Origin of the sequence: Paraburkholderia sp. SUR17 (assembly GCF_029536165.1) — a bacterium.
Taxonomy (GTDB): domain Bacteria; phylum Pseudomonadota; class Gammaproteobacteria; order Burkholderiales; family Burkholderiaceae; genus Paraburkholderia; species Paraburkholderia kururiensis.
The window spans coordinates 1559672-1583332 of sequence record NZ_CP120509.1 but is presented as its reverse complement, the minus strand read 5'-3'; the positions used below and the strand labels follow the sequence as shown (position 1 = coordinate 1583332).

The following is a 23661-nucleotide window of genomic DNA, read 5'->3' as shown; positions in this document are numbered from 1 at the left end:
AATGACGCCTCAATCGATGCAGACCACCTTCCACGCAGACCCATCGCCCACACCCGGGATTCTCACGGTCACGCTGAATCCCGCCGTCGATGTCGCGACCTCCGTGGAGCGGCTCGTGGAGTCGCACAAAATGCGCTGCACGCACGCGCAGCGCGACCCGGGCGGCGGTGGCATCAACGTGGCGCGCGTGATCCAGCGGCTATCCAGTGGTAGCGGCGACAGCGGCGGCAGCGGCGACAACAGCGGCAACTGTGTCGCGCTCTACCTTGCGGGCGGCGCAACGGGGCAGATGCTGCGCGAACTGCTGGAGGCGGAGCACGTGAGCGGCGTGTGTATCGAGATTGCCGGCGAGACGCGCGAGAACTTCTCGGTGCGCGAAACATCGACGGGCCGCGAGTACCGCTTCGTGTTGCCGGGGCCCACGGTCACGGCGCACGAATGGCAAGCCTGCGCGGACTATCTGGCTTCGCTCGATCCGCCGCCGCGCTACCTCGTGCTGAGCGGCAGCCTGCCGCCAGGCCTGCCCGCGGACGCGTGGGCGCAACTCGCCAGAACAGCAAAGGCACGGGGCACGCGCGTGGTGGTCGATACGTCGGGGCCCGCGCTGGCGGCCGCGCTCGACGCTGGCGTGTATCTCGTCAAGCCGAGCTTGGGCGAACTGCGCGCACTCACGGGTCGGCCGCTCGACACGGAGCCCGAATGGCGCGAGGCAGCGCGGCAACTGGTGCGCGAACGCCGCGCGCAGAGGGTGGCGCTCACGCTGGGCGAGCGCGGCGCGCTGCTGGTCAGCGAGGACCGCACGCTGAGCGCTCCGGCGCTCGACGTACCGGTTTCGAGTTCGATCGGCGCGGGCGACAGCTTTCTGGGCGCGATGGTCTGGGCGCTGAACCGGCAAGCCGGCCTCGACGAGGCGTTCCGCTACGCGCTTGCAGCGGCCAGCGCCACGCTGCTCACCTCGGGCACGCGGCTTTGCAGTGCGGAAGAAGTGGCGCGGATGGTGGGGGAAATGGCGAAGAGGGGAGCGTCGGTAGGCTGATTACGCCGCCCGTTCCGCCGCATACACCGCCGCCTGCACGCGCGAGGTCAGATTGAGCTTGCGCAGGATGTGCTGCACGTGAATCTTCACCGTGGTCTCGGCGATCGCCAGCGAGCGCGCGATTTCCTTGTTCGTGGCGCCGCGTGCGATGTGCTGAAGAATTTCGGCCTCGCGGGCGGAGAGCGTATCGATCGGGTCGCGCTCCACTTCGGTCGCGGGCGCTGCGGGCGCAGCCTGCAACTGCTGGAACGCGCTCACGAGCTTGCCCGTCATCTCGGGGCTGATCGTCGATTCGCCCGCCACGGCGCGCACGATGGCATCGGCCATCACGTCGCTGTCCACGGTCTTGAGCAGATAACCGCGTGCGCCGCCGCGCAGGGCGGCCGCGAGATCGCGTTCGTCTTCGCTCACCGTGAGCATCAGCACGCCGGCGCGCGGCGCCGCTTCCTTGAGGCCCGCGAGCGCATCCACGCCGTTCACGCCGGGCAGGTGATTGTCGAGCAGGATGATGTCGGGCTGCGTATCGGCGGCGCGGCGGTAGGCTTCGCCCGCGTCGCCGGCTTCGGCCACCACCTCGAAGCGTTCGTCGGAGGCGAGCAGCGCGATCAGGCCGCGGCGAAAGAGCGTGTGGTCGTCCACCACGAGCAGGCGCGCAGGCTTGCGCGCTGTAGTGGCCGGCAGGGTTGGCGTGTTCATGCGGCGAGCCTCCGCGGTTCGGGCAAGGTGAGCACGACGCGCGTGCCGGCGCCTCGCGCGGAAGTCACCGTGACCGTTGCGCCCACGCGCTCGGCGCGCTCGTGCATGATGCGCAGCCCCACGTGTGTCTGGTTGCCGGCGTGCTCTTCGGCGGCGAAGCCGCAGCCGTCGTCGCAGACTTCGACGCTCCACTGCGGCGCCTGCTTGACCTTCACCCACACCTGCGTGGCGTGCGCGTGCTTGCGCACGTTCGAGAGCGCTTCCTGCACCACGTGCAGCACCTGGACCTGAACGTCGGCGGGCAGCGGCACGCCGTCGTCGTTCACCGAAAGATGGGTGGCGAGGCCCGTCTGATGCTCGAACTTTTGCAGCGTGATGCGCAGCGCGGCCGCGATGTCCTCTTCGTTCGTGCGGGTGCGGAAGTGCACGAGCAGTTCGCGCACGTCGGAGAGGCTTTCGTGAATGCCCGCGTCGAGCTCGCCCACGGTGCGCGTCACTTGCGCGTCGTCGTCGCGGCGCAACGCCGCGCGCAGCAACGCGATCTGGATCTTCATGAACGCGAGGCTCTGCGCGATCGAATCGTGCAGTTCGCGGGCGAGCAGCCCGCGTTCCGCGGCCACCGCGGCTTCGCGCTCCAGTGCGCTCGCGCGCAAACCTTCGATCGCCACCGCCAGATGGTTCGCGAGCGTGTCGAGCAGGCCGCGGTCTTCGTCCGTGAGGGCGGCCTGGGTTTGATAGAACAGGTCCATTTCGCCGACAAGGCGGTCCTGCAAGCGCACGGGCACGCTGACTACGGTCCGGTAGCCGGCGCGCTCGCAATGGCCGAGCATCGCTTCGGCGCTTTCGGAGTGGATCGGGATGACGCGTGTGAGCGCCTCTTCCTGCGGCTGCGCGCACAGGCAGTCGCCCGTCATCACGCAGTGCTCGTTGGCGGCCACCTCGGCAGGCAGGCCGTCGGAGGCCAGCATCACATAGCGGCGGTTCGCTTCGTCGGACCAGCGGATGGCGGCCGCATCGGCGTGGGCCGCGCGCCGCACGCGCTGGGCGAAGCCCTGGGCCAGTTCGTCGAGCGTCGCGGCGTGCGCGGCGAACGCGGTGGCCTGATAGAGCGTGCTCAACCGTTCGTGCTGGGCGGCAAGGCGCACCGTCTTTTCCTCGACCTTGACTTCGAGGTTCTGGTAGAGCCCTTGCAGCGTTTCCGCCATGCGGTTGAAGCCCTCGGAGAGTTGGCCGAACTCGTCGCTCGAATCCACGGCAACGCGCGCCGAGAGGTCGCCTTCGCGGGCGCGGGCGAGCCCTGTTTGCAGCCGTTCGAGCGGATTGAACACGAACAGGTAGGCCGAGTAGAGCAGCGTGACGGCGCTTGCCACGGTCAAGGCCACCATGAAGAGTTGCAAGGCATTGAGAATGCCGGTGAGCGACGAAAGCCGTGTTTCCACCGAAGACACCAGCACGTCGATGTGTTCGACGAACGCCTCGGCCTGCCGCGCGGCCTCGGCGGCGCTGGGCGCCGCGGGGCCGGTCCATTGCGCGCGCAGCGTTTGCCAGTCGCGCTGGACGTCGAGAAAGGCTTGTGTGGAGCGGGCATCGTGGGGCAGGAACAACGGCCGGGCGGGGTCGCCGCTTTGCAGCAGTACGACGCTGCGGTCGAACTGCGCGACCTGCTGCGCCAGTTGGACCGCATCGCCGCGGCCGAGCGTCTGGGCGATGCGCCAGGTTTGCATCCGCATGCGCCCGGCCTCGTTGACGGCCGCGGCGCCGCCTTCGAGCTGCCAGCTCGCCCACAGCGTAAAGCTGATGGAGGAGAGGGCGACCAGCAGCAGCGTGCCGCCGATCAGGCCGAGTTTGGCCGAGAGGGTACGAAACCGGCTCATTGAAGTCCTTCTATTGCGCTTTTCTGGGTGCGGCGGGGTGCCAGGGTGCAGCAGGGTGTTGTGCTCGTGCCGCGGGTGCCACCGCGGGTGCCATATACCGCGTTTTTTGCCGGTGGTTCGCCCGTCGTCCGCCTGCCGCTGCTCCTGATGCCCTCGCGACCGGTCAGCCGGTAAGGGCGAGAGCACGTCTCAAGACTCGGGCGGCCAGCGCACGCTGCGTCGCTTCGCCATCTCGCGGCCCATTTCGGCGCGGACGGTTTCGTCCATAGCGGCCTGCACGGCGGGATACGCTCCGCTTTCCTCCGCCTCGATGTGGGCGCGGTACAGCGTTGCAAAACCGGCCCAATCGGCAAAGGCGTCTGGTTCGGCATCGCGGCCTGCGGCACGTTGTGTTTTTACCGTCCACCGGCCGTTGATCACTTGATCGAGGTCAAGCTTGATGGCCTGCCAGCGTCTGGACATCTCGACGTGATCCTGCTTCAGGCGCTCCACCAGGTGCTTCTGTTCGGGCGTCCCGTGGGCGGCCAGGGCGGGAAAGACGTGCCGTTCCTCGTCCTCGTGATGGGCGGGCGCCGCGATGTCGAAATATCGGACCACATCGCGGGCGGCTTGCTGCGCGGCTTCATCGCACCCCGTTTCGGCAAGTCTTGCCGCGAGGCGTTCGAGCAGACGCAGCATGCGTTCGGCGTTGCCGTGGCAGGCGGCGAGCATCTCGAACGGCTCGTCGAAGCTGGCGGCGGGTCGGGAACCGGGAACGAGTAAGGGCGGCATGGCGGGGCTCGGTCAAAGGCGGCGTTGAAGGGGGGGCAGTGTTGCGCGGAGGTCCGCTCGCTATGAGCCAGCCCTTCCCGAACCTTCAACGCGCCCACAGGTAACTGAAGACCCCCGCCGGGCTGTGCGTAATCGCGACGGAGGCGATGAACAGGTAGAGCGCAAGCGCGGTGCCATAGGCGGCGCCGCGCGCAGTGAGCGTTTTGCCGCGCTTGAGCGCGACCGACCCCGCCAGGATGTACGCCACCAGCACCAGCAGCTTGGTGCCGAGCCACGCGTCGTGTACCGGGTTCAAACGCAGCGTGGCCCACAAGGTGACGCCGGCCGCGAGCAGCAGCGTATCGATCACGTAGCTGGCCATGCGCCAATGGCGGCGCATGGGCCACGGCCGCTGCAACAGCACGGCCGCGCCGCGCGTGGCGAAGAGGGCGCCGCTGCACGCGGCGAGTGTCATGTGCGCGTGCCGCAGCGCGGGCCACATTTCGATCAGGGACATGGTGCGGGAGAAGAGCGTCCGGTTGCGTCGGCGAGGAATCCACCCACGCAACCTTCGACGGAACCGCTATTGGACCAGCGGCGTAGGCACGCTGTCGAGATCCACGCCCGTGACGTCCGCCTCGCCTGCCAGCACGGTCACGTACTGGCGCAGCGCGGTGACGAACGCCTGCTGCCGCAGCGACTGCGCGGCGGCCTGGCTCACCGCCTCGAAGGGCGGCACGGTGCCCGGCTCGCGCGCCAGCACGTCCACCACGTGCAGGCCGAAGCGGCTGTGCACGAGTTGCGGCAGCACGCCTGTGTCGCGAATGCCGAAGATGGCGCGCGCGAACTCCGGCGCACATTCCTCGGCGCGCAGCCAGCCCAGCTGTCCGCCTTCGGCGGCGCTTGGGCAGTTCGACAGTTCGGCCGCGGCGCGGGCGAAGCTCTCGTCGGCGCTGCTCGCGGAATCGGTGTCGTGGCAGCGCAGCTGGAGCAGGCACGCTTCCGCGCGCTGACGCAGCAAGGTGATGTCCACGCCCGGCGTCACCGCGAACAGGATGTGCCGCGCGAGCAGCCGCTCGCCAATGGCGTAGCGGTTCGGGTTGGCGTCGTAGTAACGGCGGCATGCTTCGTCCGACGGCTCGGGCACCTTGAGCGCGGTTTCCAGCAGCGCCTCGATGGCCGCCGACGCCGCCGCGCTCGTGGCGCCCTGTACGGGCGCCGGGTCGTCGGCGGGGAGCAGGCCGGCGGCGATGGCGGCCTGGCGCAGCAGTTCGGTGCAGGCGCGCTGGCGCAGTTCGTCGGGGCTCAACGCCTCGTCGGCCTGATGCAGCGGCACGCCGTTGATGGTGGCGATATCGACGAGGTCAGCGGGAGCCGCGACGGGCGAGTCCAGGGTGTTCATGGTGTTGTCTCCTTGCTGGGCGTTATGCCTTGCGGCGCGCCGAGGGCAAATTCATGCGGCGCGAGCGCACCAGCTGATAGGGGCGAAACAGATAGCCGACCGAGGCGAATCCGCTCCAGATGTGCACGAGCCGGCTGAACGGAAACAGCAGGAAGATGGTCATGCCCAGCACGATATGCACCTTGAACGGCCATTCGACAGCGGCGAGGAAAGCCGCATCGGGACGGAACGTGACGACGTGCTGCGCCCATTCGGCAAGCGAAAGCATGGTGGCGGCGTCGCCGCGGTCCGCGTACGAAAACGGCAGCGTCACGAGACCGAGGCACAGCTGGAACCAGAGGATCGCGAGAATCGCGAGGTCGGTGCGGTGGCTCGTCAGGCGAATGCGCGGGTCGAACATGCGCCGGTGCAGCAGCAGCGTGAGGCCGATGAAGCAGATCACGCCGGCCGTGCCGCCCGAGAGAATGGCGAGCATCTGCTTGTGCTGCGCGCTGATGAACGGCGAGTAGATGAAGTGCGGCGTGAGCAGGCCCACCGTGTGCCCGAAGAGCAGGAACAGGATGCCGATGTGGAACAGGTTGCTGCCCCAGCGCAGTTGCCCCGCGCGCAGCAGTTGCGACGAGTCGCTCTTCCACGTGTACTGGTCGCGGTCGAAGCGGGCGAGGCTGCCCATCAGGAACACCGCGAGGCAGATGTACGGGTAGACGCTGAACAGGAAGGTGTTGAGGGCGGAGTTCATGCGGACGCTCCCTGCGAAGAAGAAGGACTGGACGATGAGCGATGCGACGCCGCGGCGCCGCGCACGATGCGAATGGGTTGAGGCGCGCCGGCCTGCGCCGCCGCTGCTGCCTGGGTATCCGGCGAGATGCTCGCCGACGCACAGGCGCCGAACGCCTCCGGCTCGCTCCAGCTTTCGTCGAGCGCGGGCTCGGCGGGCACGGCCACGGGCTGCGCCGGTTGTCCGGCCAGATCGAGCAGGGCGCCCAGCACGCTTGCGTAGTCGCTCTCGCGCTTGGTGAGCGCGCTGAAGATGGTCTGCACGATGTGCGCGACTTCGCCCAGCAGGCCCACCGCCGATTGCGCCGGCTGCGTCGACGCGTATTCGAGCAGCACGGTGAGATGGTCGGGCAGTTCGTTCGAGGCGAGGTACATGCCCGCGGCCTCGTAGGTCTGGATGAGGTCGATCATCGCGGGGCCGCGGTCGCGCGAATCGCCGTGCACGTGCTCAAAGAGATGCAGCGCCGTGCCGCGGCCGCGATCGAACAGGTCCACGTAGACGGCTTCGGATTCGAGGCCCGGGCGCGTGGTCAATGTGTCGATCAGCGTGTCGAGCGCCGCAAGCCGCGCCGCGCCGAGCACGGGCTCTGCGTGCAGCGCCTCGCGCACGTCGGGCAGGTCGGCGCGCATGGCGGCGTCCGGGTAGTCGAGCAGGCGCGCCAGCGCGCGCAGCGTCACCGGCAGGCCGTGGGAAGAAAGGGTGCGGGACGTCATGCTCAGATCTCCACCTTGATCGGAATGGTGCGTTTCTTTTCGCTGCCGAAGAGGCTCGTTTCCGTCGTGCCTTCCGAGCAGCCGTTGCCGAAGCTGAAGCCGCAGCCGCCGCGCACGTTGAACGCGTTCTCGGCGTACTCGCGGTGCGTGGTGGGAATCACGAAGCGGTCTTCGTAGTTCGCAATGGCCATCACGCGATACATCTCTTCCACCTGGGCGGGCGTCAGGCCCGTTTGCGTGAGCGCTGCGTGGTTTTCCACGCCGTCCACGTGCTTGCCGCGCTGCCAGGCGCGCATGGCGAGCATGCGTTCCAGCGCGCGCACCACCGGCGCCGTGTCGCCCGCCGTCAGCAGGTTGGCCAGGTACTTCACGGGAATGCGCAACTGGCGCACGTCCGGAATCTCGCCGTTCGCGCTCACGTGGCCCGCCTGCGCAGCGGACGTGATGGGCGAGAGCGGCGGCACGTACCAGACCATCGGCAGCGTGCGGTATTCCGGGTGCAGCGGCAACGCCACCTTCCAGTCCACGGCCATGCGGTAGACGGGGCTCGAACGCGCGGCTTCCAGCCAGTTTTCGGGCACGCCGTCGCGACGGGCCTGCTCGATCACTTCGGGGTCGTTCGGGTCGAGGAAGATACCGAGCTGCGCCTCATAGAGGTTGCGGTCTTCGGCCACGCTTGCCGCTTCTTCGATGCGGTCCGCGTCGTAGAGCATCACGCCCAGGTAGCGGATGCGGCCCACGCAGGTTTCCGAGCACACCGTGGGCTGGCCCGCTTCGATACGCGGATAGCAGAAGATGCACTTCTCGGCCTTGCCGCTCTTCCAGTTGTAGTAAATCTTCTTGTACGGGCAGCCCGACACGCACATGCGCCAGCCGCGGCACTTGTCCTGGTCGATCAGCACGATGCCGTCTTCCTCGCGCTTGTAGATGGAGCCCGACGGGCACGACGCCACGCACGCCGGGTTCAGGCAGTGCTCGCACAGGCGCGGCAGATACATCATGAAGGTGTTCTCGAACTGGCCGTAGATGTCCTTCTGGATGTCGTCGAAGTTGCGATCCTTGCTGCGCTTCGAAAATTCACCGCCCAGAATTTCTTCCCAGTTCGGACCCCACACGATCTTCTCCATGCGCTGGCCCGTAATCAGGCTGCGCGGGCGCGCGGTGGGCGCGGCCTTCATTTCGGGCGCGCTGTGCAGATGCTCGTAGTCGAACGTGAAGGGCTCGTAGTAGTCGTCGATCTGCGGCAGGTTCGGGTTCGCGAAGATGCGCATCAGGAGCTTCCACTTCGCGCCCTGGCGCGGGACGATGGAACCGTCGGCCTGACGGATCCAGCCGCCGTTCCACTTGTCCTGGTTCTCCCATTCCTTCGGGTAGCCGATACCCGGCTTCGTTTCCACGTTGTTGAACCACGCGTATTCCACGCCTGGGCGGCTCGTCCACACGTTCTTGCAGGTCACGCTGCAGGTGTGGCAGCCAATGCACTTGTCGAGATTCAGCACCATGCCGATCTGTGCGCGTACTTTCATGTCTGGCTCCTTGTGATCGACGATGCTTCAGGGGTTCTCGCCCTGCGACTGGAAGGCTTTCGCGAGCTCGTCGCCGCGCGGCGTGTCGAGCCAGTCCACTTGTTTCATCTTGCGGACCACGACGAACTCGTCGCGGTTGGTGCCGATCGTTCCGTAATAGTTGAATCCGTAGGCAAGCTGCGCGTAGCCGCCAATCATGTGAGTGGGCTTGAGCACGATGCGCGTGACGGAGTTGTGAATGCCGCCGCGCACGCCCGTGATCTCCGAGCCCGGTGTGTTGATGATCTTTTCCTGCGCGTGGTACATGAGCACCATGCCCTGATTTACGCGCTGGCTCACTACCGCCCGCGCCGCAATGGCGCCGTTGATGTTGAAGAGTTCCACCCAGTCGTTGTCTTCGATGCCGGCGCGCTTCGCGTCGTCTTCCGAAAGCCATACGACGGGGCCGCCGCGGTTGAGCGTGAGCATCAGCAGGTTGTCGCTGTAGGTGCTGTGAATGCCCCACTTCTGGTGCGGCGTGATGAAGTTCAGCACGATCTCGGGCTCGCCGTTCGAGCGGATGTTGTGAATCTCGCTCGTCGCTTTCAGATCCACGGGCGGGCGATAGCTCGAAAAGCCTTCGCCGAACGCGATCATCCACGGGTGGTCCTGGTAGAACTGCTGCCGCCCGGTGAGGGTGCGCCAGGGGATCAGTTCATGCACGTTGGTGTAGCCCGCGTTGTAGCTCACCGTCTCGCTTTCGATGCCGCTCCACGTCGGCGAGCTGATGATCTTGCGCGGCTGCGCCTGCACGTCGCGATAACGGATCTTCTCGTCTTCGCGATAGAGCGCGAGGTGCCGGTGTTCGCGGCCCGTCGCCTTCGAGAGCGCGTCCCACGCCTTCACGGCGACGTGGCCGTTGGTTTCGGGCGCGAGTTGCAGAATCACCTCGCAGGCGTCGATGTCGGTGACGATCTTCGGCATGCCTTCCGTCACGCCGGGTTCACGCGTCACGCCATTGAGTTCGCCCAGTTGCCGCACTTCGGTTTCGGTCTGCCACGCAATGCCCTTGCCGCCGTTGCCCACGCGGTTCATGAGCGGCCCGAGCGCCGTAAAGCGCTTGTAGAGGTTCGGGTAGTCGCGCTCCACCACGTTGATCTGCGGCGCGGTCTTGCCCGGCACCACGGGGCATTCGCCCTTGTGCCACTCCTGTACGCCGAACGGCTGCGCAAGCTCGCCCGGCGAGTCGTGCATGAGCGGCGTGAGCACGACGTCTTTCTCGACGCCGAGATGCCCCACGCTCACTTCGCTCACGGCCTTGGCGAAACCCTTGTAGATCTCCCAGTCGGAGCGCGCTTGCCAGACCGGGTCCACCGCTGCGGAAAGCGGGTGGATGAACGGGTGCATGTCGCTCGTGTTGAGGTCGTTCTTCTCGTACCAGCTCGCGGTAGGCAGCACGATGTCCGAATAGAGGCACGTGGTGCTCATGCGGAAGTCGAGCGTGACGAGCAGATCGAGCTTGCCTTGCGGCGCGTGCTCGTGCCATTTCACTTCGGCGGGCTTCGCGTCGTCGCGGCCCAGGTCCTTGCCTTGCACGCCGTTTTCGGTGCCGAGCAGGTGCTTGCAGAAATACTCGTGACCCTTGCCCGACGAACCCAGCAGGTTCGAACGCCACACGAACATGTTGCGCGGCCAGTTCTGCGGCGCGTCCGGGTCTTCGCAGCTCATGCGCAGACTGCCGTCGGTGAGGCCCTGCACCACGTAGTCCTTCGGCTCCATGCCTTGCGCCGCCGCGGCCGCCGCGATATGCAGCGGGTTGGTCTCGAGTTGCGGCGCGCTGGGCAGCCAGCCCATGCGTTCGGCGCGCACGTTGTAGTCGATCATGCTGCCGCCGTACTGCTTGCGGTCGGCGAGCGGCGAGACGATTTCGTCGACGTTGAGCTTCTCGTAGCGCCACTGGTCGGTGTGCGCGTAGAAGAAGCTCGTGCTGTTGGTCTGGCGCGGCGGACGCACCCAGTCGAGCGCGAAGGCGAGCGCGGTCCAGCCCGTTTGCGGACGCAGCTTTTCCTGGCCCACGTAGTGCGCCCAGCCGCCGCCGCTCTTGCCGATGCAGCCGCACATCATGAGCAGGTTGATCACGCCGCGGTAGTTCATGTCGGCGTGGTACCAGTGGTTCATGGCGGCGCCGATGATGACCATCGAGCGGCCCTGCGTCTTGTCCGCGTTGGCGGCGAATTCGCGCGCCACGGTGACGATCTGCTCGCGCGGCACGCCGGTGATGCTCTCGGCCCAGGCGGGCGTGTAGGGCGCGTCGTCGTCGTAGCTCGCGGCGCCGCTGCCGAAGCCGCGGTCGATACCGTACTGCGCGGCCTGCAGGTCGAACACGGTGGCGACGATCGCTTCGCGCACTTCGCCGTCTTTGCCGAGCGGCAGGCGCACGGCGGGCACGCGCGCCATGTTGATGTCGCCTTGCTGCGCATTGGCCGGGAAGTGCGGCGAGGTGATGCCGCCGAAGTAGGGGAATGCCACGTCGACGATCTCGTGGGCCTGTTCTTCACCTTCGATCACGGAAAGCTTCAGGCGCACCGGCCCGCCGTGGCGCGCTTCCTTGTCTTCGAGGTTCCACTTGCCTTCGTCGTCGCGGCCCTCTGCGCCCCAGCGGAAGCCGATCGAGCCGTTCGGCAACACGGCGTGGCCCGCCATGTCGAACGCCATGGTTTTCCATTCGGGGTTGTTCGACTGGCCCAGCTTGCCGTTGAAGTCGCTTGCGCGGAGATAGCGGTCGGGCACGAGCGTCGTGCGGCCGTCGGGCAGTGTGTGCTCGCGCAGCAGCACGAGCATGGGCAGGTCGGTGTAGCGGCGCGCGTAGTCGTCGAAATAGGCGCTGCGGGTGCGGAAGTAGAACTCGTTGAGCGCGACGTGGCCCATCGCCATGGCGAGCGCGGCGTCCGTGCCCTGGCGCGGATGCAGCCAGAGGTCGGAGAGCTTGGCTACTTCGCTGTAGTCGGGCGTGACCGCCACCGTCTTCGTGCCCTTGTAGCGCACTTCGGTGAAGAAGTGCGCGTCGGGCGTGCGGGTCTGCGGCACGTTGCTGCCCCACGCGATGATGTAGCTGGAGTTGTACCAGTCGGCCGATTCGGGCACGTCGGTCTGCTCGCCCCACACCTGCGGGCTCGAGGGCGGCAAATCGCAGTACCAGTCGTAGAAGCTCATGCACACGCCGCCGATCAGGCTCAGGTAGCGGCTGCCCGCGGCGTAGCTCACCATGCTCATCGCGGGAATGGGCGAGAAGCCGACGATGCGGTCCGGGCCGTGCTGCTTGATGGTGTAGACGTTGGCCGCCGCGACGAGCTGGTTCACCTCGTCCCACGTGCTGCGCACGAAGCCGCCCATACCGCGCACCTTCTGGTAGTCGCGGCGGGCTTCGTCGTCTTCCACGATGGACGCCCATGCGGCCACCGGATCTTTGGCCACGGCAAGCGCCGCGCGCCAGCGCGAGAGCAGCCGGCCGCGCACCATCGGGTACTTCACGCGGTTGGCGCTGTAGAGGTACCACGAGTAGGAGGCGCCGCGCGCACAGCCGCGCGGTTCGTGATTGGGCATGTCCCAGCGCGTGCGCGGATAGTCGGTCTGCTGGGTTTCCCACGTGACGATGCCGCCCTTCACGTAGATCTTCCAGGAGCACGAGCCCGTACAGTTGACGCCGTGCGTGCTGCGCACGATCTTGTCGTGCGACCAGCGGTTGCGATAGGCGTCTTCCCACGTGCGGTCCTCGCCCGTGGTGACGCCGTGTCCGTCCGAGAAGCTTTCCCTGGGCAACACGAAGTGCGTCAGGCGATCGAGGAAGTGACTCATGTAACGGCTCCGTTTGAAATCAGCAAGAATCAGCAAGAATCAGCAGGGCATAGGCGCGTTGCGGCGGGCGTAGTGCCACCAGGTCACGGCGATGCAGATGAGGTAGAAGGCGATGAACACGTAGAGCGCCGCTTCCGGGCCGCCCGTGAGCGCAATCGAGCTGCCGTAGCTCTTCGGGATGAAGAAGCCGCCGTAGGCCGCCATGGCTGCGGAAAAGCCGAGCGTGGCGGCGGCTTCGGTGTTGCCTTCCTTCGTGGCGCGCGCCACGGCGTCGCGGTCCTTGGGGTTCACTTCGCGCAGCTTCAGCGTCTGGAAGATCACGGGGATCATGCGGAACGTGGAGCCGTTGCCGATGCCCGTGGTGAGAAAGAGCACGAGGAAGCTCGAAAAGAAGCCGCCGAACACGCCGCCCGAAGGACCGGTGGGCAGGAAGTACAGCACGCCGCCCACGGCGCAGGCCATCACGACGAAGTTCCAGAGCGTGACGCGCGCGCCGCCCAGCCGGTCGGCGAGCCATCCGCCGAACGGACGCACCACCGCGCCGACGAGCGGCCCGAGCCACGCGTAGGCAAGCGGGTTGATGCCGGGGAACTGGCTCTTGATGAGCAGCGGAAAGCCTGCCGCATAACCGATGAACGAGCCGAAGGTGCCCAGATAGAGCACGCACATGAGCCAGTTGTGCTTGCGGCGGAAGATCACGGCCTGCTCGGAGAACGACGCCTTGGCTTCGGCCAGATCGTTCATGCCGAACCAGGCGGCAAGCGACGCAATGGCGATCCACGGCACCCAGATGAACGCGGCGTTCTGCGTCCAGACCTGGATCGTCTCGTGATTCTTGATGATGGTTTGCGGCGCGCCGCCGAAGATGCCGAAGACGCCGGCGGTCACCACGAGCGGGCTCAGGAACTGCACCACCGAGACCCCGAGGTTGCCGAGGCCCGCGTTCACGCCGAGCGCCGAGCCCTTGCGCTCCTTCGGAAAGAAGAAGCTGATGTTGGCCATGCTCGAGCTGAAGTTGCCGCCGCCGAAGCCGCACAGCAGCGCGAGCAGCAGCATGGTGGGGTAGCTCGTGGTGTTGTCCTGCACGGCAAAGCCGATGCCGAGCGCGGGAATCAGCAGCGACGCGGTGGAGATCGCCGTCCAGCGGCGCCCGCCCACGAGCGGCACCATGAACGAGTAGAAGATGCGCAGTGTGGCGCCGCTCAGCGCGGGCGCGGCGGCGAGCCAGAACAGCTGGTTCGTCGAATAGTGAAAGCCGAGCGAGGGCAGGCTTACGGCCACCACGCTCCACACCTGCCAGATGGCGAAGGCGAGAAACAGCGCCGGCACCGAGATCCACAGGTTCAGTCGCGCGACGGCTTCGCCCTCGCGTTCCCAGAACGCCTTGTCTTCAGGCGTCCAGATTTCGAGCAGACGGCCGCGCCGCGAGCCCAGGGGTTGGGAGTTCATTTGGATTCTCCTTGAGAGGGGCGCACATTTGCCACATTGAGCACGTTGGCCGTGCGCACTTCGGTCCAGTACATCCAGATCAGCGAGACCCAGACGATTCCGTAAAGCAGCATGAAGGCGCTGGAGCGGATGCCGGTGAGGTCGAGCAGCGCGCCGAACAGAATGGGCAGCAGGAAACCGCCGAGGCCGCCCGCGAGGCCCACGATGCCGCTCACGGCGCCGATGTTGTGCGAGAAGTCGTTGCTGATGTACTTGAAGACGCTCGCCTTGCCGAAGGCCCAGCAGATGCCGAGCAGGAACATGAGCGCGGTGAAGGTGTAGACGTTGAGGCCGACGTGGAAGGTCTTCGCGCCGGCCACCGTCGATACGGTGAACGAGGTTTGCGGGTAGCTCAGCAGGAAGAGGCAAACCCAGCTCACCCACATCACCCACCAGGTGACGCGGTGCGCGCCGTGACGGTCAGAGAGCACGCCGCCAATGGCGCGCAGCACGCCGCCCGGCAGCGAGAAGCAGGCCGCGAGCAGGGCGGCCACGCGAATGTCGAGCCCGTATTCGCCGACGTAGTACTGCACCATCCAGAGGCTCAGGCCCACGTAGCCGCCGAACACGATGCTGTAGTACTGGCAGTAGCGCAGCACCTTCGGGTCTTTCAGCACGCGCAGCTGTTCGGTGAAGGTCGTGTTGGCGGGCACCACATGCTTCGGGTCGCTCGCGCTGCCCAGCCAGAAGACGATCAGCGTGCCGAGCAGCAGCGCGGCGTAGACCTTGGGCACGCTCGTCCAGCCGTACGCCACGAGCAGCGCGGGCGCGAGAAACTTGTTGACCGCCGCGCCCGAGTTGCCGGCGCCGAACACGCCCATCGCCGTACCTTGCCGCTCCTTCGGGAACCAGCGTGCGACGTAGGGCGTGCCCACGGAGAAGGCACCGCCCGCCAGCCCCAGCACGATACCGATGGCGAGGTAGTGCCAGTACAGCGTCGCATACGCCATCAGCCAGACGGCGGGCACGACCACGGCGAGCAACACGGCCATGACGATGCGGCCGCCGAAGCGGTCGGTCCAGATGCCGAGCGGCACGCGGATCAGCGACCCGGAAAGCACCGGCATCGCGGTGAGCAGGCCGAACTCCGTCGCGTTCAGTCCGAGTGTCTTGCGGATGGGAATGCCGATCACGGCAAACATCATCCAGACCATGAAGCACACGGTGAACGCGAAGGTGCTGACCGCCAGTACGGACCAGGCCTTGCGGGGAACGGGAGTGGGAGAGCTGCGCACGGCGTACCGCCATCGTTGACAGGATGGCTCATTGTGGTTGGTGGGCCGGTGCCTGAATATCCGCCCGGTGGGTGCACGGGGCGAAGCGGAAGAACGATGCCGAAGGGGGCGGGGTAGTTCGAAAGAACTATGTCGTGGGGCGCGTGCCGATGAAAGACCAGGCGCGAATGGCGTCGTGCGCCGACAGGCATGCGGCGTGCGGCCCCATGCGAACGCGTGCGCGCAAGCAGGGCATGCACAGGTCGCCGCGCAGCAGTTGCGTAGAAAGGCCGTGCGGAAAGATCCGCTTACAAAAACGCTACGGCGTTCGACAACGCAGGGGCGGGGCTTGTGGTCAAATGCGCATCGACCTTGAGTTTTGTGAAGCCATGTGTACCCAGCATTCGAGTATTAACCCCTCCGGCAGTCTGATGAATGGCGCGCGAGCGCGTGCAGCGGGCCTGCGCCGCATCGCGTTGCGAAGCGCGGCGGCGCTTGCCGTGCTGACCGTGGCAGGCTGTGCGGCGTATCCCTACAACACCTACGGCACCTACGACAGTTCGTATTACGGCGGCGCGGTGGACAACGGCTATTACTACGCGCCGTACGGACCGGCAACCGTCTATGACAACGGCCCCGTCTACTACGGGCCGGGCTACGGCGGCTGGTATGGCGACCGCGGTTACTGGCGCGATGGCGACCGTGATTGGGGACACGGGTCGTGGGGCGACCGCGGCCGGCCGCCGCAAGACCCGCGGCCGATGCCGGGCCACCGGCCGCCGGGTGGCGGCCCCCCGGGCGCGCGATCGCCGGCTCCCGCAGCGGCGGCCGCACCGGCGCCAGCGCCTTCTGCGGCTCCGGCACCGGCACCGTCGGGGGCTCGCGGCGGTAACGGTGGCGGTGGCGGCGGTGGCGGTGGGGGAGGAACCCGGCGCGGCCCGCAATGGGGCCAGGGCGGCGGCTGGCATTGATGGACCCTAAGGGGTCCCGATGAAGCGCCGAATGAGCACCAGGAAGCGCTCTGACGAAAGGTAAATGAAATTTTGTGTGCCGCTTGCCCGTCTGCAGCGGTGCGCGCACATGAGCCTCGCGCCTCGCCTCCTTTGGGCGCTTGTCGGAAAACCCCTACACGCAACTCGTCCTGCGCTGATTTCTTCGAATCGGCGTGTTGTGGATACTGCACCTATGAATGCGGAAACCCTCGTGCCCTCCCTGAACATCTTTCTCGTGGAAGATTCGACGCTCGTGCGCAAGCGGCTTGCCGCTTTGCTAGAGGCGCTCGGTGGCGTGAAGATCGTGGGCGAAGCGGACGAACCGGTCTCGGCGCTGGCGGGCATTGCCGCTGCCGAAGACGTGGACATCGCAATCGTCGATCTGCAACTGCTCGAAGGCAGTAGTGGCCTCACGGTGCTCAAGGGGCTTGCGAGCCAGCATCCGGGCATCGTGCCCATCGTCCTCACCAACTCGGCTTTGCCGCAGTACCGCGACGCGTGTTTTGCCGCGGGCGCGCGCTACTTCTTCGACAAGGCCACCGAAATCGGCACGCTGCGCGACGTGGTGCGGCGCTTTGCCGAGGGCACCGAGTCTGTCTGAGCCGACAGACGCCTGTCTGCTCCCCGCCTTACCCCTCAGCGTTTCTCTTCCCACACCGGTCGTCGCACGCTCCGCTTGGTCTGCGCGAGCCGGTTGACGCACGTCAATGCCGCGACCCCGCCGCGTTCTACGCTGAACACGCGCTTCGTCAATGGTCGTCGGAGGCAGACAAGAGGAATTGCATCATGCACGTCGGAAAAATCGTTACGCGTCCCGTGGAGACCTGCGGCGTCAACGAGAGCGCCTCGGCGCTCGCCGCACGCATGCGCCAGTCGCACGTGGGCAATCTCGTGGTCATCGAATATCGCAACGGCGAAGCGGTGCCGGTCGGGCTCGTGACCGACCGCGACCTCGTCGTGACCGTGCTCGCCAACAAGCTGGACGCCGAGCGCGTCACCGCGGGCGAGATCATGTCGCGCGGCGTCGTGGTCGCCAACGAGGGCGACGAAGTGAGCGTCGCGCTCGAACAGATGCGCCGCTCGGGCGTGCGCCGCCTGCCGGTGGTCGATGAAACCGGCAAGCTCACCGGCATCGTCGCGATGGACGACGTGGTCGAATATCTCGCCTCGATGCTCGTCGACGTGTCGCGCGTGGGCCGGCTACAGGCGATCGAGGAGCAGCGCTTCAGGGGCTAGGGAAGTGGGCTGGCGCGTAGCCTCAGTGAAACTGAGCCGTGAAACCTGGCTGTGAAACCTGGCTGTGAAGCCCAGCTGTGAAGCCCGGCTGTGAAGCCCGCGGCAAGAAAACCGCATGCTGCACTGCGGCGCTAAATCGGCAAACCCGATAAGCAAGTGAGAAATTGCTGGTAGGGCATCGCGCCCCGGGCTGTTCCAATGGAGGCTTTCGGCCCGTCCATTCGCCTTTGTGCGGGACGGGCGCGTCATTCCTCCGGTTCGAACTGCCATGCCGCTCACGTCGCTCACGTCGCCCAGGTCCATCCAGCAGTCAACGTCTTCAACGCCTCGCCTTCCTCGACCGCCCGATCCCGCACGCGTGCAGCGCATCGCAGACGCCGCCGCCGCACTCGCCGCCGCCCGCACGCTGGCCAGCGCCGTCGCAGCAGGCGCTGCGGCGCGCGACCGCGAGCGCGCATTGCCGTGGGACGAACTCGACCAGTGGTCCGAAAGCGGACTCGGCGCCATCACGGTGCCGCGCGAATACGGCGGGGCCGACGTCTCGTACGCCACGCTCGCCGAAGTGTTCGTGACGCTGTGCGAAGCGGACCCCGCCCTCGGGCAGATTCCGCAGAACCACTTCGGCGTGCTCGGTCTGCTGCGCGAAGCCGGCACGCCGGAACAAAAAGCGCGTTTCTACGGCGAAGTGCTGGCAGGCCGACGCCTCGGCAACGCGGGACCCGAGCGTCGCGCCACCCCGGCCGGCGCCGTCGCGGCGCCCACCATCCTGCACGGCACCACGCGTTTGCAGACCACGCCCGACGGCCTGCGCCTCTCGGGCCGGCGCTTCTATTCCACGGGCGCGCTCTTCGCGCACCGCATTCCGACGCGCGCCACCGACGACGAGGGCCGCGCCGTGCAGGTCTGGGTGCCGCGCGACGCGCCGGGCGTCACGGTTATCGACGACTGGAGCGCCTTCGGCCAGCGCATCACCGCGAGCGGGACCGTTGAATTCGACAACGTTCCCATCGACGCGAGCGACGTGGTCGCGGTCTGGCCGCTCGCCGACCGTCCCGGCCTGTACGGTCCGACTTCGCAGTTGATCCAGGTCGCCATCGATCAAGGCATCGCCCAGGCTGCCGTTGCCGACGCGCTCAGTTTCGTGCGCGAGCGCGCGCGGCCCTGGATCGACTCAGGCCTCGAGCATGCGAGCGACGACCCTTACATCATCGCGGACGTCGGCCGGCTGGAGATCGACCTGCACGCCGCGCACGAAGTGCTGATGGAGGCGGGCCGCACGCTCGACGACCTCGCGGCGCGGCAACAGGCCCGGCAACACCAAAGCCCGCTCGATGCCGAAGCGAGCGCGCAGGCGTCGGTGGCCGTGGCCGAAGCGAAGGTGCTCACCACGCGCATCGCGCTCGAAGCGAGCGAGAAGCTCTTCGAACTGGCGGGCTCCGCGGCCACGCGCGCCGCGCACAACCTCGACCGCCACTGGCGCAACGCCCGCACGCATACGCTGCACGACCCGGTGCGCTGGAAGCTGCACCTGCTCGGCAACTATCACCTGAACCACGTGCTGCCTGCGCGCCACGCCTGGAACTGACAAGGAGCCCGACGATGACCGTCGAACTGACTGCGGCGCCCGACGCTGCCGCTACGACCTCGGTTGCCCACGCGCCGCAGTCTGCCGGACTGACGGCTCCCAGCGTACCCGCTCGAATCGAAAACGACGCCCACGCCGTTCAGACCGCCGTTCGCCTCGCCGCGCAATTCGCGCCGCAGGCCGCGCTGCGCGACCGCGAGCGCCGCCTGCCGTGGGCCGAACTCGATGCCTTCGTCGCGAGCGGCCTGTGGTCCATCACCGTGCCGCGCGCGTACGGCGGCCCTGGCGTCAAGGCGGGCACGCTCGCAGAAGTGATCGCGACGATTTCCGCCGCGGACGGCTCGCTCGGCCAGATTCCGCAGAACCATTTCTATGCGCTCGAAGTGCTGCGCGTAGGCGGCAGCGCGGCGCAGCAGCGCTTCTTCTACGACCGCGTGCTGGCGGGCGAGCGCTTCGGCAACGCGCTCGCCGAGATCGGCCAGCGCGACTTCAAACGCCGCACGCGGCTCACGCGCACGAGCGCGGGCTGGCACATCGACGGCCGCAAGTTCTACTGCACCGGCGCGCTCTACGCGCACTGGATTCCGACGCTCGTCGTGGCCGAAGAAGATGGCCGCGATGTCTCGTATCTCGCGTTCGTGCCGCGCCACGCGCGCGGCGTCACCGTGATCGACGACTGGGACGGGTTCGGGCAGCGCGTGACCGGCAGCGGTTCGGTGCAGTTCGAGCACGTCGAGGTGGAGCCCGAATGGGTGGTGCCGTTCCAGGCGTCGTTCGATCGCGCGACCCCTATCGGGCCGCTTGCGCGGATCATGCATGCCGCCATCGACCTGGGGCAGGCGCGCGGTGCGTTCGCCGCCGCGCTCGAGTTCGTGCGCGAGCACGCGCGCCCATGGATCGACGCGAAAGTAGCGCGTGCCGCAGACGACCCGCTCGCCATCGTGCAATTCGGCGACCTCGCCGCACGTCTGCGCGGCGCCGAGGCGTTGCTGCGCCGCGCGGGGCGCTTCGTCGATGCCGCGCAGGCCGCGCCCGACGAAGCCTCCGTTGCCGAGGCCTCCATCGCCGTGGCCGAGGCGCGCGCGGCCACCACCACTATTTCGCTCGACGCCGGCTCGCGCCTCTTCGAACTCGCGGGCACGGCGGCCACGCTCGACGGTCTCGGCCTCGACCGCTTCTGGCGCAACGCGCGCACGCACACGCTGCACGATCCGGTGCGCTGGAAGTACCACGCCATCGGCAACTTCTATCTGAACGGCACCCGGCCGCCGCGCCACGGAGCCCTGTAATGCCGAACACGCGCGCCCGCAAACGCATCCTGCTCAACGCGTTCAACATGAACTGCGTGGGCCACATCAACCACGGTCTGTGGACGCATCCGCGCGACCGCTCGTCGGACTACCGGCTGCTCTCGTACTGGACGGACCTCGCCCGCACGCTCGAACGCGGCCTCTTCGACGGGCTTTTTCTCGCGGACATCGTGGGCGTCTACGACGTGTATCAGCGCAACGTGGACGTGACGCTGCGAGAGTCGATCCAGTTGCCCGTCAACGACCCGACGCTGCTCGTGCCCGCGATGGCCGCCGCCACGCAGCACCTCGGCTTCGGCGTGACGGTCAATCTCACCTACGAGGCGCCGTATCTGCTTGCGCGGCGCTTCTCGACGCTCGACCACCTCACGCAAGGCCGCATTGGCTGGAACATCGTGACGGGGTATCTCGACAGCGCGGCGCGTGCGATGGGGCAGCCCGCGCAACTGCCGCACGACGAACGCTACGACCGCGCCGACGAGTATCTGGAGGTGCTCTATCAACTCTGGGAAGGCAGCTGGGAAGACGGTGCCGTGCGGCGCGACAAGGCCGCGCGCGTCTACGCGGACCCGGCAAAGGTGCACCGCGTGGAGCACACGGGCCGCTATTACGACGTGCACGGCTACCACCTCGCCGAGCCCTCGCCGCAGCGCACGCCGGTGCTGTTCCAGGCGGGCAGTTCCGGCCGCGGCCAGCGCTTTGCCGCGCGCCACGCGGAATGCGTATTCATTTCGCCGCCCAACCGCGAGGTGGGACGCGAAACGGTGCGTGCGCTGCGCGAGCAACTCGTGAAAGCGGGCAGACGGCCCGACGACGTGAAGGTGTTCGTCGGCGCGGCCGTGGTGCCCGGTGCAACCGAGGCCGAAGCGCGCGAGAAGCACGCCGACTATCTGCACTACGCGAGCCGTGAGGCGGGCCTCGCGCACTTCGCGGCGAGCACGGGCATCGACTACGCGCAATACGACCTCGACGAGCCCGTGGACTACTCGCCGGGCAACGCCATCGAATCCGCGACGCGCACCGCGCAGGCACACGGCTGGACGCGCCGCAAGCTGCTCGACCTGTTCGCGTTGGGCGGCCGCTATCCGGCGATCGTCGGTACGGCGGACCAGGTGGCCGACGAGTTGCAGAAGTGGGTGGACGAAGCCGACGTGGACGGTTTCAATCTGAGCCGCACGGTGGTGCCCGAAAGCTACGAAGACTTCGTGGATCTCGTGGTGCCCGAACTGCAGAACCGCGGCATCTACAAGACGGCTTACGAAGCGGGCACGTTGCGGCACAAGCTGTTTGGCGAAGGCGACACGCTGCCCGCGCGGCATGCGGGAGCGTCGTTTCGCGTGGGGCATGGGCATGCTTCGGAACCCGAAGTAGCGGCCGGCAGCGAACGAGGCGACTCGCAGCTGTTCGTGTCCACGTCCGCGAAAAGCATATGAAAAAACGTTGCTTGGTGCGCTGCGGCGCGTTCGCTACGATGCAGCGGACTTGCCACCATCGCGCATAAGCGCCTCGTCCTCATGTCCACCGTTGCCGACGCTTCTAATCTTTCCCCCGCCGTTTCCGTTGATGGCGTCGATGCCGCCGATGCGGTCCATCCACTACCGCACCACGACAGCACAGCACCGCTCGTCGTGCGATCCGCCGAAGACGTGGCGCGCATTGTCGGCTCGGGCGCCGCGAAGGGCGGCAACGCGCGCTGGGTTATCGCGATTGCGCTGGGCGGCGTGTTCCTCGATGCCTACGACCTCACGTCGCTCGCGTATGGCGTGAAGGACATCGCCCGCGAGTTCGCGCTGAGTCCCGCCCAGGTGGGGCTCGTGTCGGCGGCCATTACGTTTGGCGCGATCCTGGGGGCGCTCGTGGGCGGCTATCTCACCGATCGTATCGGGCGCTATCGCGTCTTCATGGCCGACATGCTGTTCTTCGTGGTGGCCGCCATTGCGGCCGGCCTCGCGCCGAACGTGTGGGTGCTGGGTGGCGCGCGTTTTCTGATGGGCTTCGGCGTGGGGCTGGACCTGCCGGTGGCCATGGCGTTTCTCGCGGAGTTCTCGAAGGTGACGGGCAAGAGCAGCAAGGCCGCGAGCGTCGCGGCGTGGTGCCCGGCGTGGTACGCCGCCACGAGCACCTGCTATCTGCTCATTCTCGGGCTCTACGCGGTGCTGCCCGAGCATCAGTTGGGCTGGCTGTGGCGCTTCACGCTCGCGTTCGGCGCGGTGCCTGCGCTGCTCATCATCGCCGTGCGCAGCCGCTATATCAGCGAGTCGCCCGTGTGGGCCGCGAATCAGGGCGACCTGGAAGGCGCGGCGCGCATTCTCAAGCGGGCGTATGGCGTCGAGGTCGTCGTTCAACGCGACGCCGCGCCCGTGTCGAAACCGCGCGTGGCCTCGTGGCGCAGCTACGGTGCGCTCTTTCGCGGACGCTACGCGCGGCGCACCGTGCTGGCCGCGACGATCGGCGCGGCGTCCTCGTTCGGCTACAACGCGATCGTCTACGGCTTGCCCGTGATTCTCGCGAGTTTTCTCAAGCAGGGGCCGCTCACCACCATCGTCGCGGCCTTGGCCCTGAACCTGCTGTTCGCGTTTGTGGGTGGCTTGATCGGCGTGCGCTTCGTGTCGCGCTTCGGCGCCTGGAAGATGACCGCGGTGGGGCACGCATTGCAGTTCGCGTCGCTGATCGGGCTCGCGCTGATCGGGCGTCCGGGCAGCGGCCTCTTCGTGGTGCTCGCCATTCTGCTGCTGGGCGGGTATCTGCTGGGGCAGGGGTTCGGGCCGGGCGCGCACAGCATGAGCTTCGCGTCGCTCAGCTACCCGACTTCGTTGCGCGGCGTGGGCGTGGGCTTTAACCAGACGCTCGTGCGCACGGCGTCCACGGTCTCGCTGTTCCTGTTTCCGATTCTCGCGGCGGCGCTCGGCACCCAGGTGTTCTGGGTCATCGCGCTCGCGCCGTTGACGTCGCTCGTCGTGCTGCTGCTCATCCGCTGGGACCCGGCGGGCTACGACATCGACGCCGAGGACTACGGGCGAGGGGCGGCGGTCGGCGCAGCGTAGACCGCGTCTTTTCTCCAGGGCTTCGGGCCGGGCTGCTCTCCGGCCCGAACGGTTCGCACAAAGAGGACTTCGCGAGGCACGAACAGGAATCGCCCTTGCGTTCCCCTTGCGTTCCTCTGTGTCCTGATATGCGAGGCGCGGCTTCTGAGCCGCCCCTCGTGTGTCGTTTCGGCAAGCACGTGA

The 23661-nt window shown here is 67.3% G+C and carries 19 protein-coding genes; 8 read left to right on the top strand and 11 right to left on the bottom strand.

Annotated features, from left to right (window positions below; translation table 11 throughout):
• Position 1: 1 nt before the first annotated feature.
• Positions 2 to 1036 carry a 1-phosphofructokinase family hexose kinase gene (locus P2869_RS24425; RefSeq protein WP_277598193.1) on the top strand — a complete coding sequence of 345 codons (1035 nt, stop codon included), beginning with the start codon at positions 2 to 4 and terminating at the stop codon, positions 1034 to 1036.
• On the opposite strand, the gene P2869_RS24420 is transcribed toward P2869_RS24425, so the two are convergent.
• The 11 genes from P2869_RS24420 to P2869_RS24370 form a co-directional block, all read right to left on the bottom strand.
• On the bottom strand, positions 1037 to 1732 hold the full coding sequence (locus tag P2869_RS24420) for a response regulator (RefSeq protein ID WP_017775778.1): 696 nt from the start codon (positions 1730 to 1732) through the stop codon (positions 1037 to 1039).
• A complete protein-coding gene (locus tag P2869_RS24415) occupies positions 1729 to 3606 on the bottom strand; it encodes a type IV pili methyl-accepting chemotaxis transducer N-terminal domain-containing protein (protein WP_277598192.1) in 1878 nt (625 codons plus the stop codon). Before P2869_RS24415 ends, P2869_RS24420 begins: the two co-directional genes overlap by 4 nt.
• Positions 3607 to 3795: 189 nt before the next feature.
• Positions 3796 to 4317 carry a hemerythrin domain-containing protein gene (locus P2869_RS24410; protein ID WP_277598191.1) on the bottom strand — a complete coding sequence of 174 codons (522 nt, stop codon included), beginning with the start codon at positions 4315 to 4317 and terminating at the stop codon, positions 3796 to 3798.
• Positions 4318 to 4462: 145 nt separating this feature from the next.
• Positions 4463 to 4873, bottom strand: coding sequence for a SirB2 family protein (locus P2869_RS24405; RefSeq protein ID WP_199541873.1), 411 nt, complete (start codon positions 4871 to 4873; stop codon positions 4463 to 4465).
• A gap of 66 nt (positions 4874 to 4939) precedes the next feature.
• Positions 4940 to 5758, bottom strand: coding sequence for a peptidylprolyl isomerase (locus P2869_RS24400; protein WP_277598190.1), 819 nt, complete (start codon positions 5756 to 5758; stop codon positions 4940 to 4942).
• Between the two features lie 22 nt (positions 5759 to 5780).
• Entirely contained in the window at positions 5781 to 6497 is a 717-nt protein-coding gene (gene narI, locus P2869_RS24395) for a respiratory nitrate reductase subunit gamma (protein ID WP_017775783.1), read from the bottom strand.
• Complete coding sequence (narJ, locus tag P2869_RS24390; RefSeq protein ID WP_277598189.1) at positions 6494 to 7249, bottom strand: nitrate reductase molybdenum cofactor assembly chaperone; 756 nt, start codon at positions 7247 to 7249, stop codon at positions 6494 to 6496. Before narJ ends, narI begins: the two co-directional genes overlap by 4 nt.
• Before the next feature lie 2 nt (positions 7250 to 7251).
• Positions 7252 to 8775 carry a nitrate reductase subunit beta gene (gene narH, locus P2869_RS24385; protein WP_017775785.1) on the bottom strand — a complete coding sequence of 508 codons (1524 nt, stop codon included), beginning with the start codon at positions 8773 to 8775 and terminating at the stop codon, positions 7252 to 7254.
• A gap of 27 nt (positions 8776 to 8802) precedes the next feature.
• Positions 8803 to 12609, bottom strand: coding sequence for a nitrate reductase subunit alpha (locus P2869_RS24380; protein WP_277598188.1), 3807 nt, complete (start codon positions 12607 to 12609; stop codon positions 8803 to 8805).
• 39 nt (positions 12610 to 12648) lie between these two features.
• A complete protein-coding gene (locus P2869_RS24375; protein WP_017775787.1) occupies positions 12649 to 14058 on the bottom strand; it encodes a NarK family nitrate/nitrite MFS transporter in 1410 nt (469 codons plus the stop codon).
• Positions 14055 to 15332 carry a nitrate/nitrite transporter gene (locus P2869_RS24370; protein ID WP_277598187.1) on the bottom strand — a complete coding sequence of 426 codons (1278 nt, stop codon included), beginning with the start codon at positions 15330 to 15332 and terminating at the stop codon, positions 14055 to 14057. Before P2869_RS24370 ends, P2869_RS24375 begins: the two co-directional genes overlap by 4 nt.
• A gap of 410 nt (positions 15333 to 15742) precedes the next feature.
• On the opposite strand from P2869_RS24370, the gene P2869_RS24365 reads away from it, so the two are divergent.
• From P2869_RS24365 to P2869_RS24335, 7 genes are all read left to right on the top strand, one after another.
• Positions 15743 to 16282, top strand: a complete 540-nt coding sequence (locus P2869_RS24365; protein ID WP_126878279.1) for a hypothetical protein — start codon at positions 15743 to 15745, stop codon at positions 16280 to 16282.
• Positions 16283 to 16496: 214 nt separating this feature from the next.
• Positions 16497 to 16904, top strand: coding sequence for a response regulator transcription factor (locus tag P2869_RS24360; RefSeq protein WP_017775791.1), 408 nt, complete (start codon positions 16497 to 16499; stop codon positions 16902 to 16904).
• Positions 16905 to 17089: 185 nt separating this feature from the next.
• Complete coding sequence (locus P2869_RS24355) at positions 17090 to 17539, top strand: CBS domain-containing protein (protein ID WP_017775792.1); 450 nt, start codon at positions 17090 to 17092, stop codon at positions 17537 to 17539.
• A gap of 268 nt (positions 17540 to 17807) precedes the next feature.
• A complete protein-coding gene (locus P2869_RS24350) occupies positions 17808 to 19124 on the top strand; it encodes an SfnB family sulfur acquisition oxidoreductase (protein WP_277598186.1) in 1317 nt (438 codons plus the stop codon).
• 14 nt (positions 19125 to 19138) lie between these two features.
• A complete protein-coding gene (locus tag P2869_RS24345) occupies positions 19139 to 20413 on the top strand; it encodes an SfnB family sulfur acquisition oxidoreductase (RefSeq protein ID WP_277598185.1) in 1275 nt (424 codons plus the stop codon).
• Positions 20413 to 21867: an LLM class flavin-dependent oxidoreductase gene (locus P2869_RS24340; protein ID WP_277598184.1), complete on the top strand. Its 1455-nt coding sequence runs from the start codon at positions 20413 to 20415 to the stop codon at positions 21865 to 21867. The genes P2869_RS24345 and P2869_RS24340 overlap by 1 nt, the downstream gene beginning before the upstream one ends.
• A gap of 81 nt (positions 21868 to 21948) precedes the next feature.
• Positions 21949 to 23478, top strand: a complete 1530-nt coding sequence (locus P2869_RS24335) for an MFS transporter (RefSeq protein ID WP_277598183.1) — start codon at positions 21949 to 21951, stop codon at positions 23476 to 23478.
• Positions 23479 to 23661: the final 183 nt, after the last annotated feature.

Excerpts from the sequence above, each read along its gene's own strand:
- P2869_RS24415 (WP_277598192.1), bottom strand. The coding sequence starts at position 3,606 with ATGAGCCGGTTTCGTACCCTCTCGGCCAAACTCGGCCTGATCGGCGGC.
- narI (WP_017775783.1), bottom strand. The coding sequence starts at position 6,497 with ATGAACTCCGCCCTCAACACCTTCCTGTTCAGCGTCTACCCGTACATC.
- P2869_RS24425 (WP_277598193.1), top strand. The coding sequence starts at position 2 with ATGACGCCTCAATCGATGCAGACCACCTTCCACGCAGACCCATCGCCC.
- P2869_RS24345 (WP_277598185.1), top strand. The coding sequence starts at position 19,139 with ATGACCGTCGAACTGACTGCGGCGCCCGACGCTGCCGCTACGACCTCG.
- P2869_RS24365 (WP_126878279.1), top strand. The coding sequence starts at position 15,743 with ATGAATGGCGCGCGAGCGCGTGCAGCGGGCCTGCGCCGCATCGCGTTG.
- P2869_RS24340 (WP_277598184.1), top strand. The coding sequence starts at position 20,413 with ATGCCGAACACGCGCGCCCGCAAACGCATCCTGCTCAACGCGTTCAAC.
- narH (WP_017775785.1), bottom strand. The coding sequence starts at position 8,775 with ATGAAAGTACGCGCACAGATCGGCATGGTGCTGAATCTCGACAAGTGC.
- P2869_RS24355 (WP_017775792.1), top strand. The coding sequence starts at position 17,090 with ATGCACGTCGGAAAAATCGTTACGCGTCCCGTGGAGACCTGCGGCGTC.
- P2869_RS24380 (WP_277598188.1), bottom strand. The coding sequence starts at position 12,609 with ATGAGTCACTTCCTCGATCGCCTGACGCACTTCGTGTTGCCCAGGGAA.
- P2869_RS24335 (WP_277598183.1), top strand. The coding sequence starts at position 21,949 with ATGTCCACCGTTGCCGACGCTTCTAATCTTTCCCCCGCCGTTTCCGTT.
- P2869_RS24410 (WP_277598191.1), bottom strand. The coding sequence starts at position 4,317 with ATGCTCGCCGCCTGCCACGGCAACGCCGAACGCATGCTGCGTCTGCTC.
- P2869_RS24420 (WP_017775778.1), bottom strand. The coding sequence starts at position 1,732 with ATGAACACGCCAACCCTGCCGGCCACTACAGCGCGCAAGCCTGCGCGC.
- P2869_RS24375 (WP_017775787.1), bottom strand. The coding sequence starts at position 14,058 with ATGAACTCCCAACCCCTGGGCTCGCGGCGCGGCCGTCTGCTCGAAATC.
- P2869_RS24360 (WP_017775791.1), top strand. The coding sequence starts at position 16,497 with ATGAATGCGGAAACCCTCGTGCCCTCCCTGAACATCTTTCTCGTGGAA.
- P2869_RS24405 (WP_199541873.1), bottom strand. The coding sequence starts at position 4,873 with ATGTCCCTGATCGAAATGTGGCCCGCGCTGCGGCACGCGCACATGACA.
- P2869_RS24350 (WP_277598186.1), top strand. The coding sequence starts at position 17,808 with ATGCCGCTCACGTCGCTCACGTCGCCCAGGTCCATCCAGCAGTCAACG.
- narJ (WP_277598189.1), bottom strand. The coding sequence starts at position 7,249 with ATGACGTCCCGCACCCTTTCTTCCCACGGCCTGCCGGTGACGCTGCGC.
- P2869_RS24400 (WP_277598190.1), bottom strand. The coding sequence starts at position 5,758 with ATGAACACCCTGGACTCGCCCGTCGCGGCTCCCGCTGACCTCGTCGAT.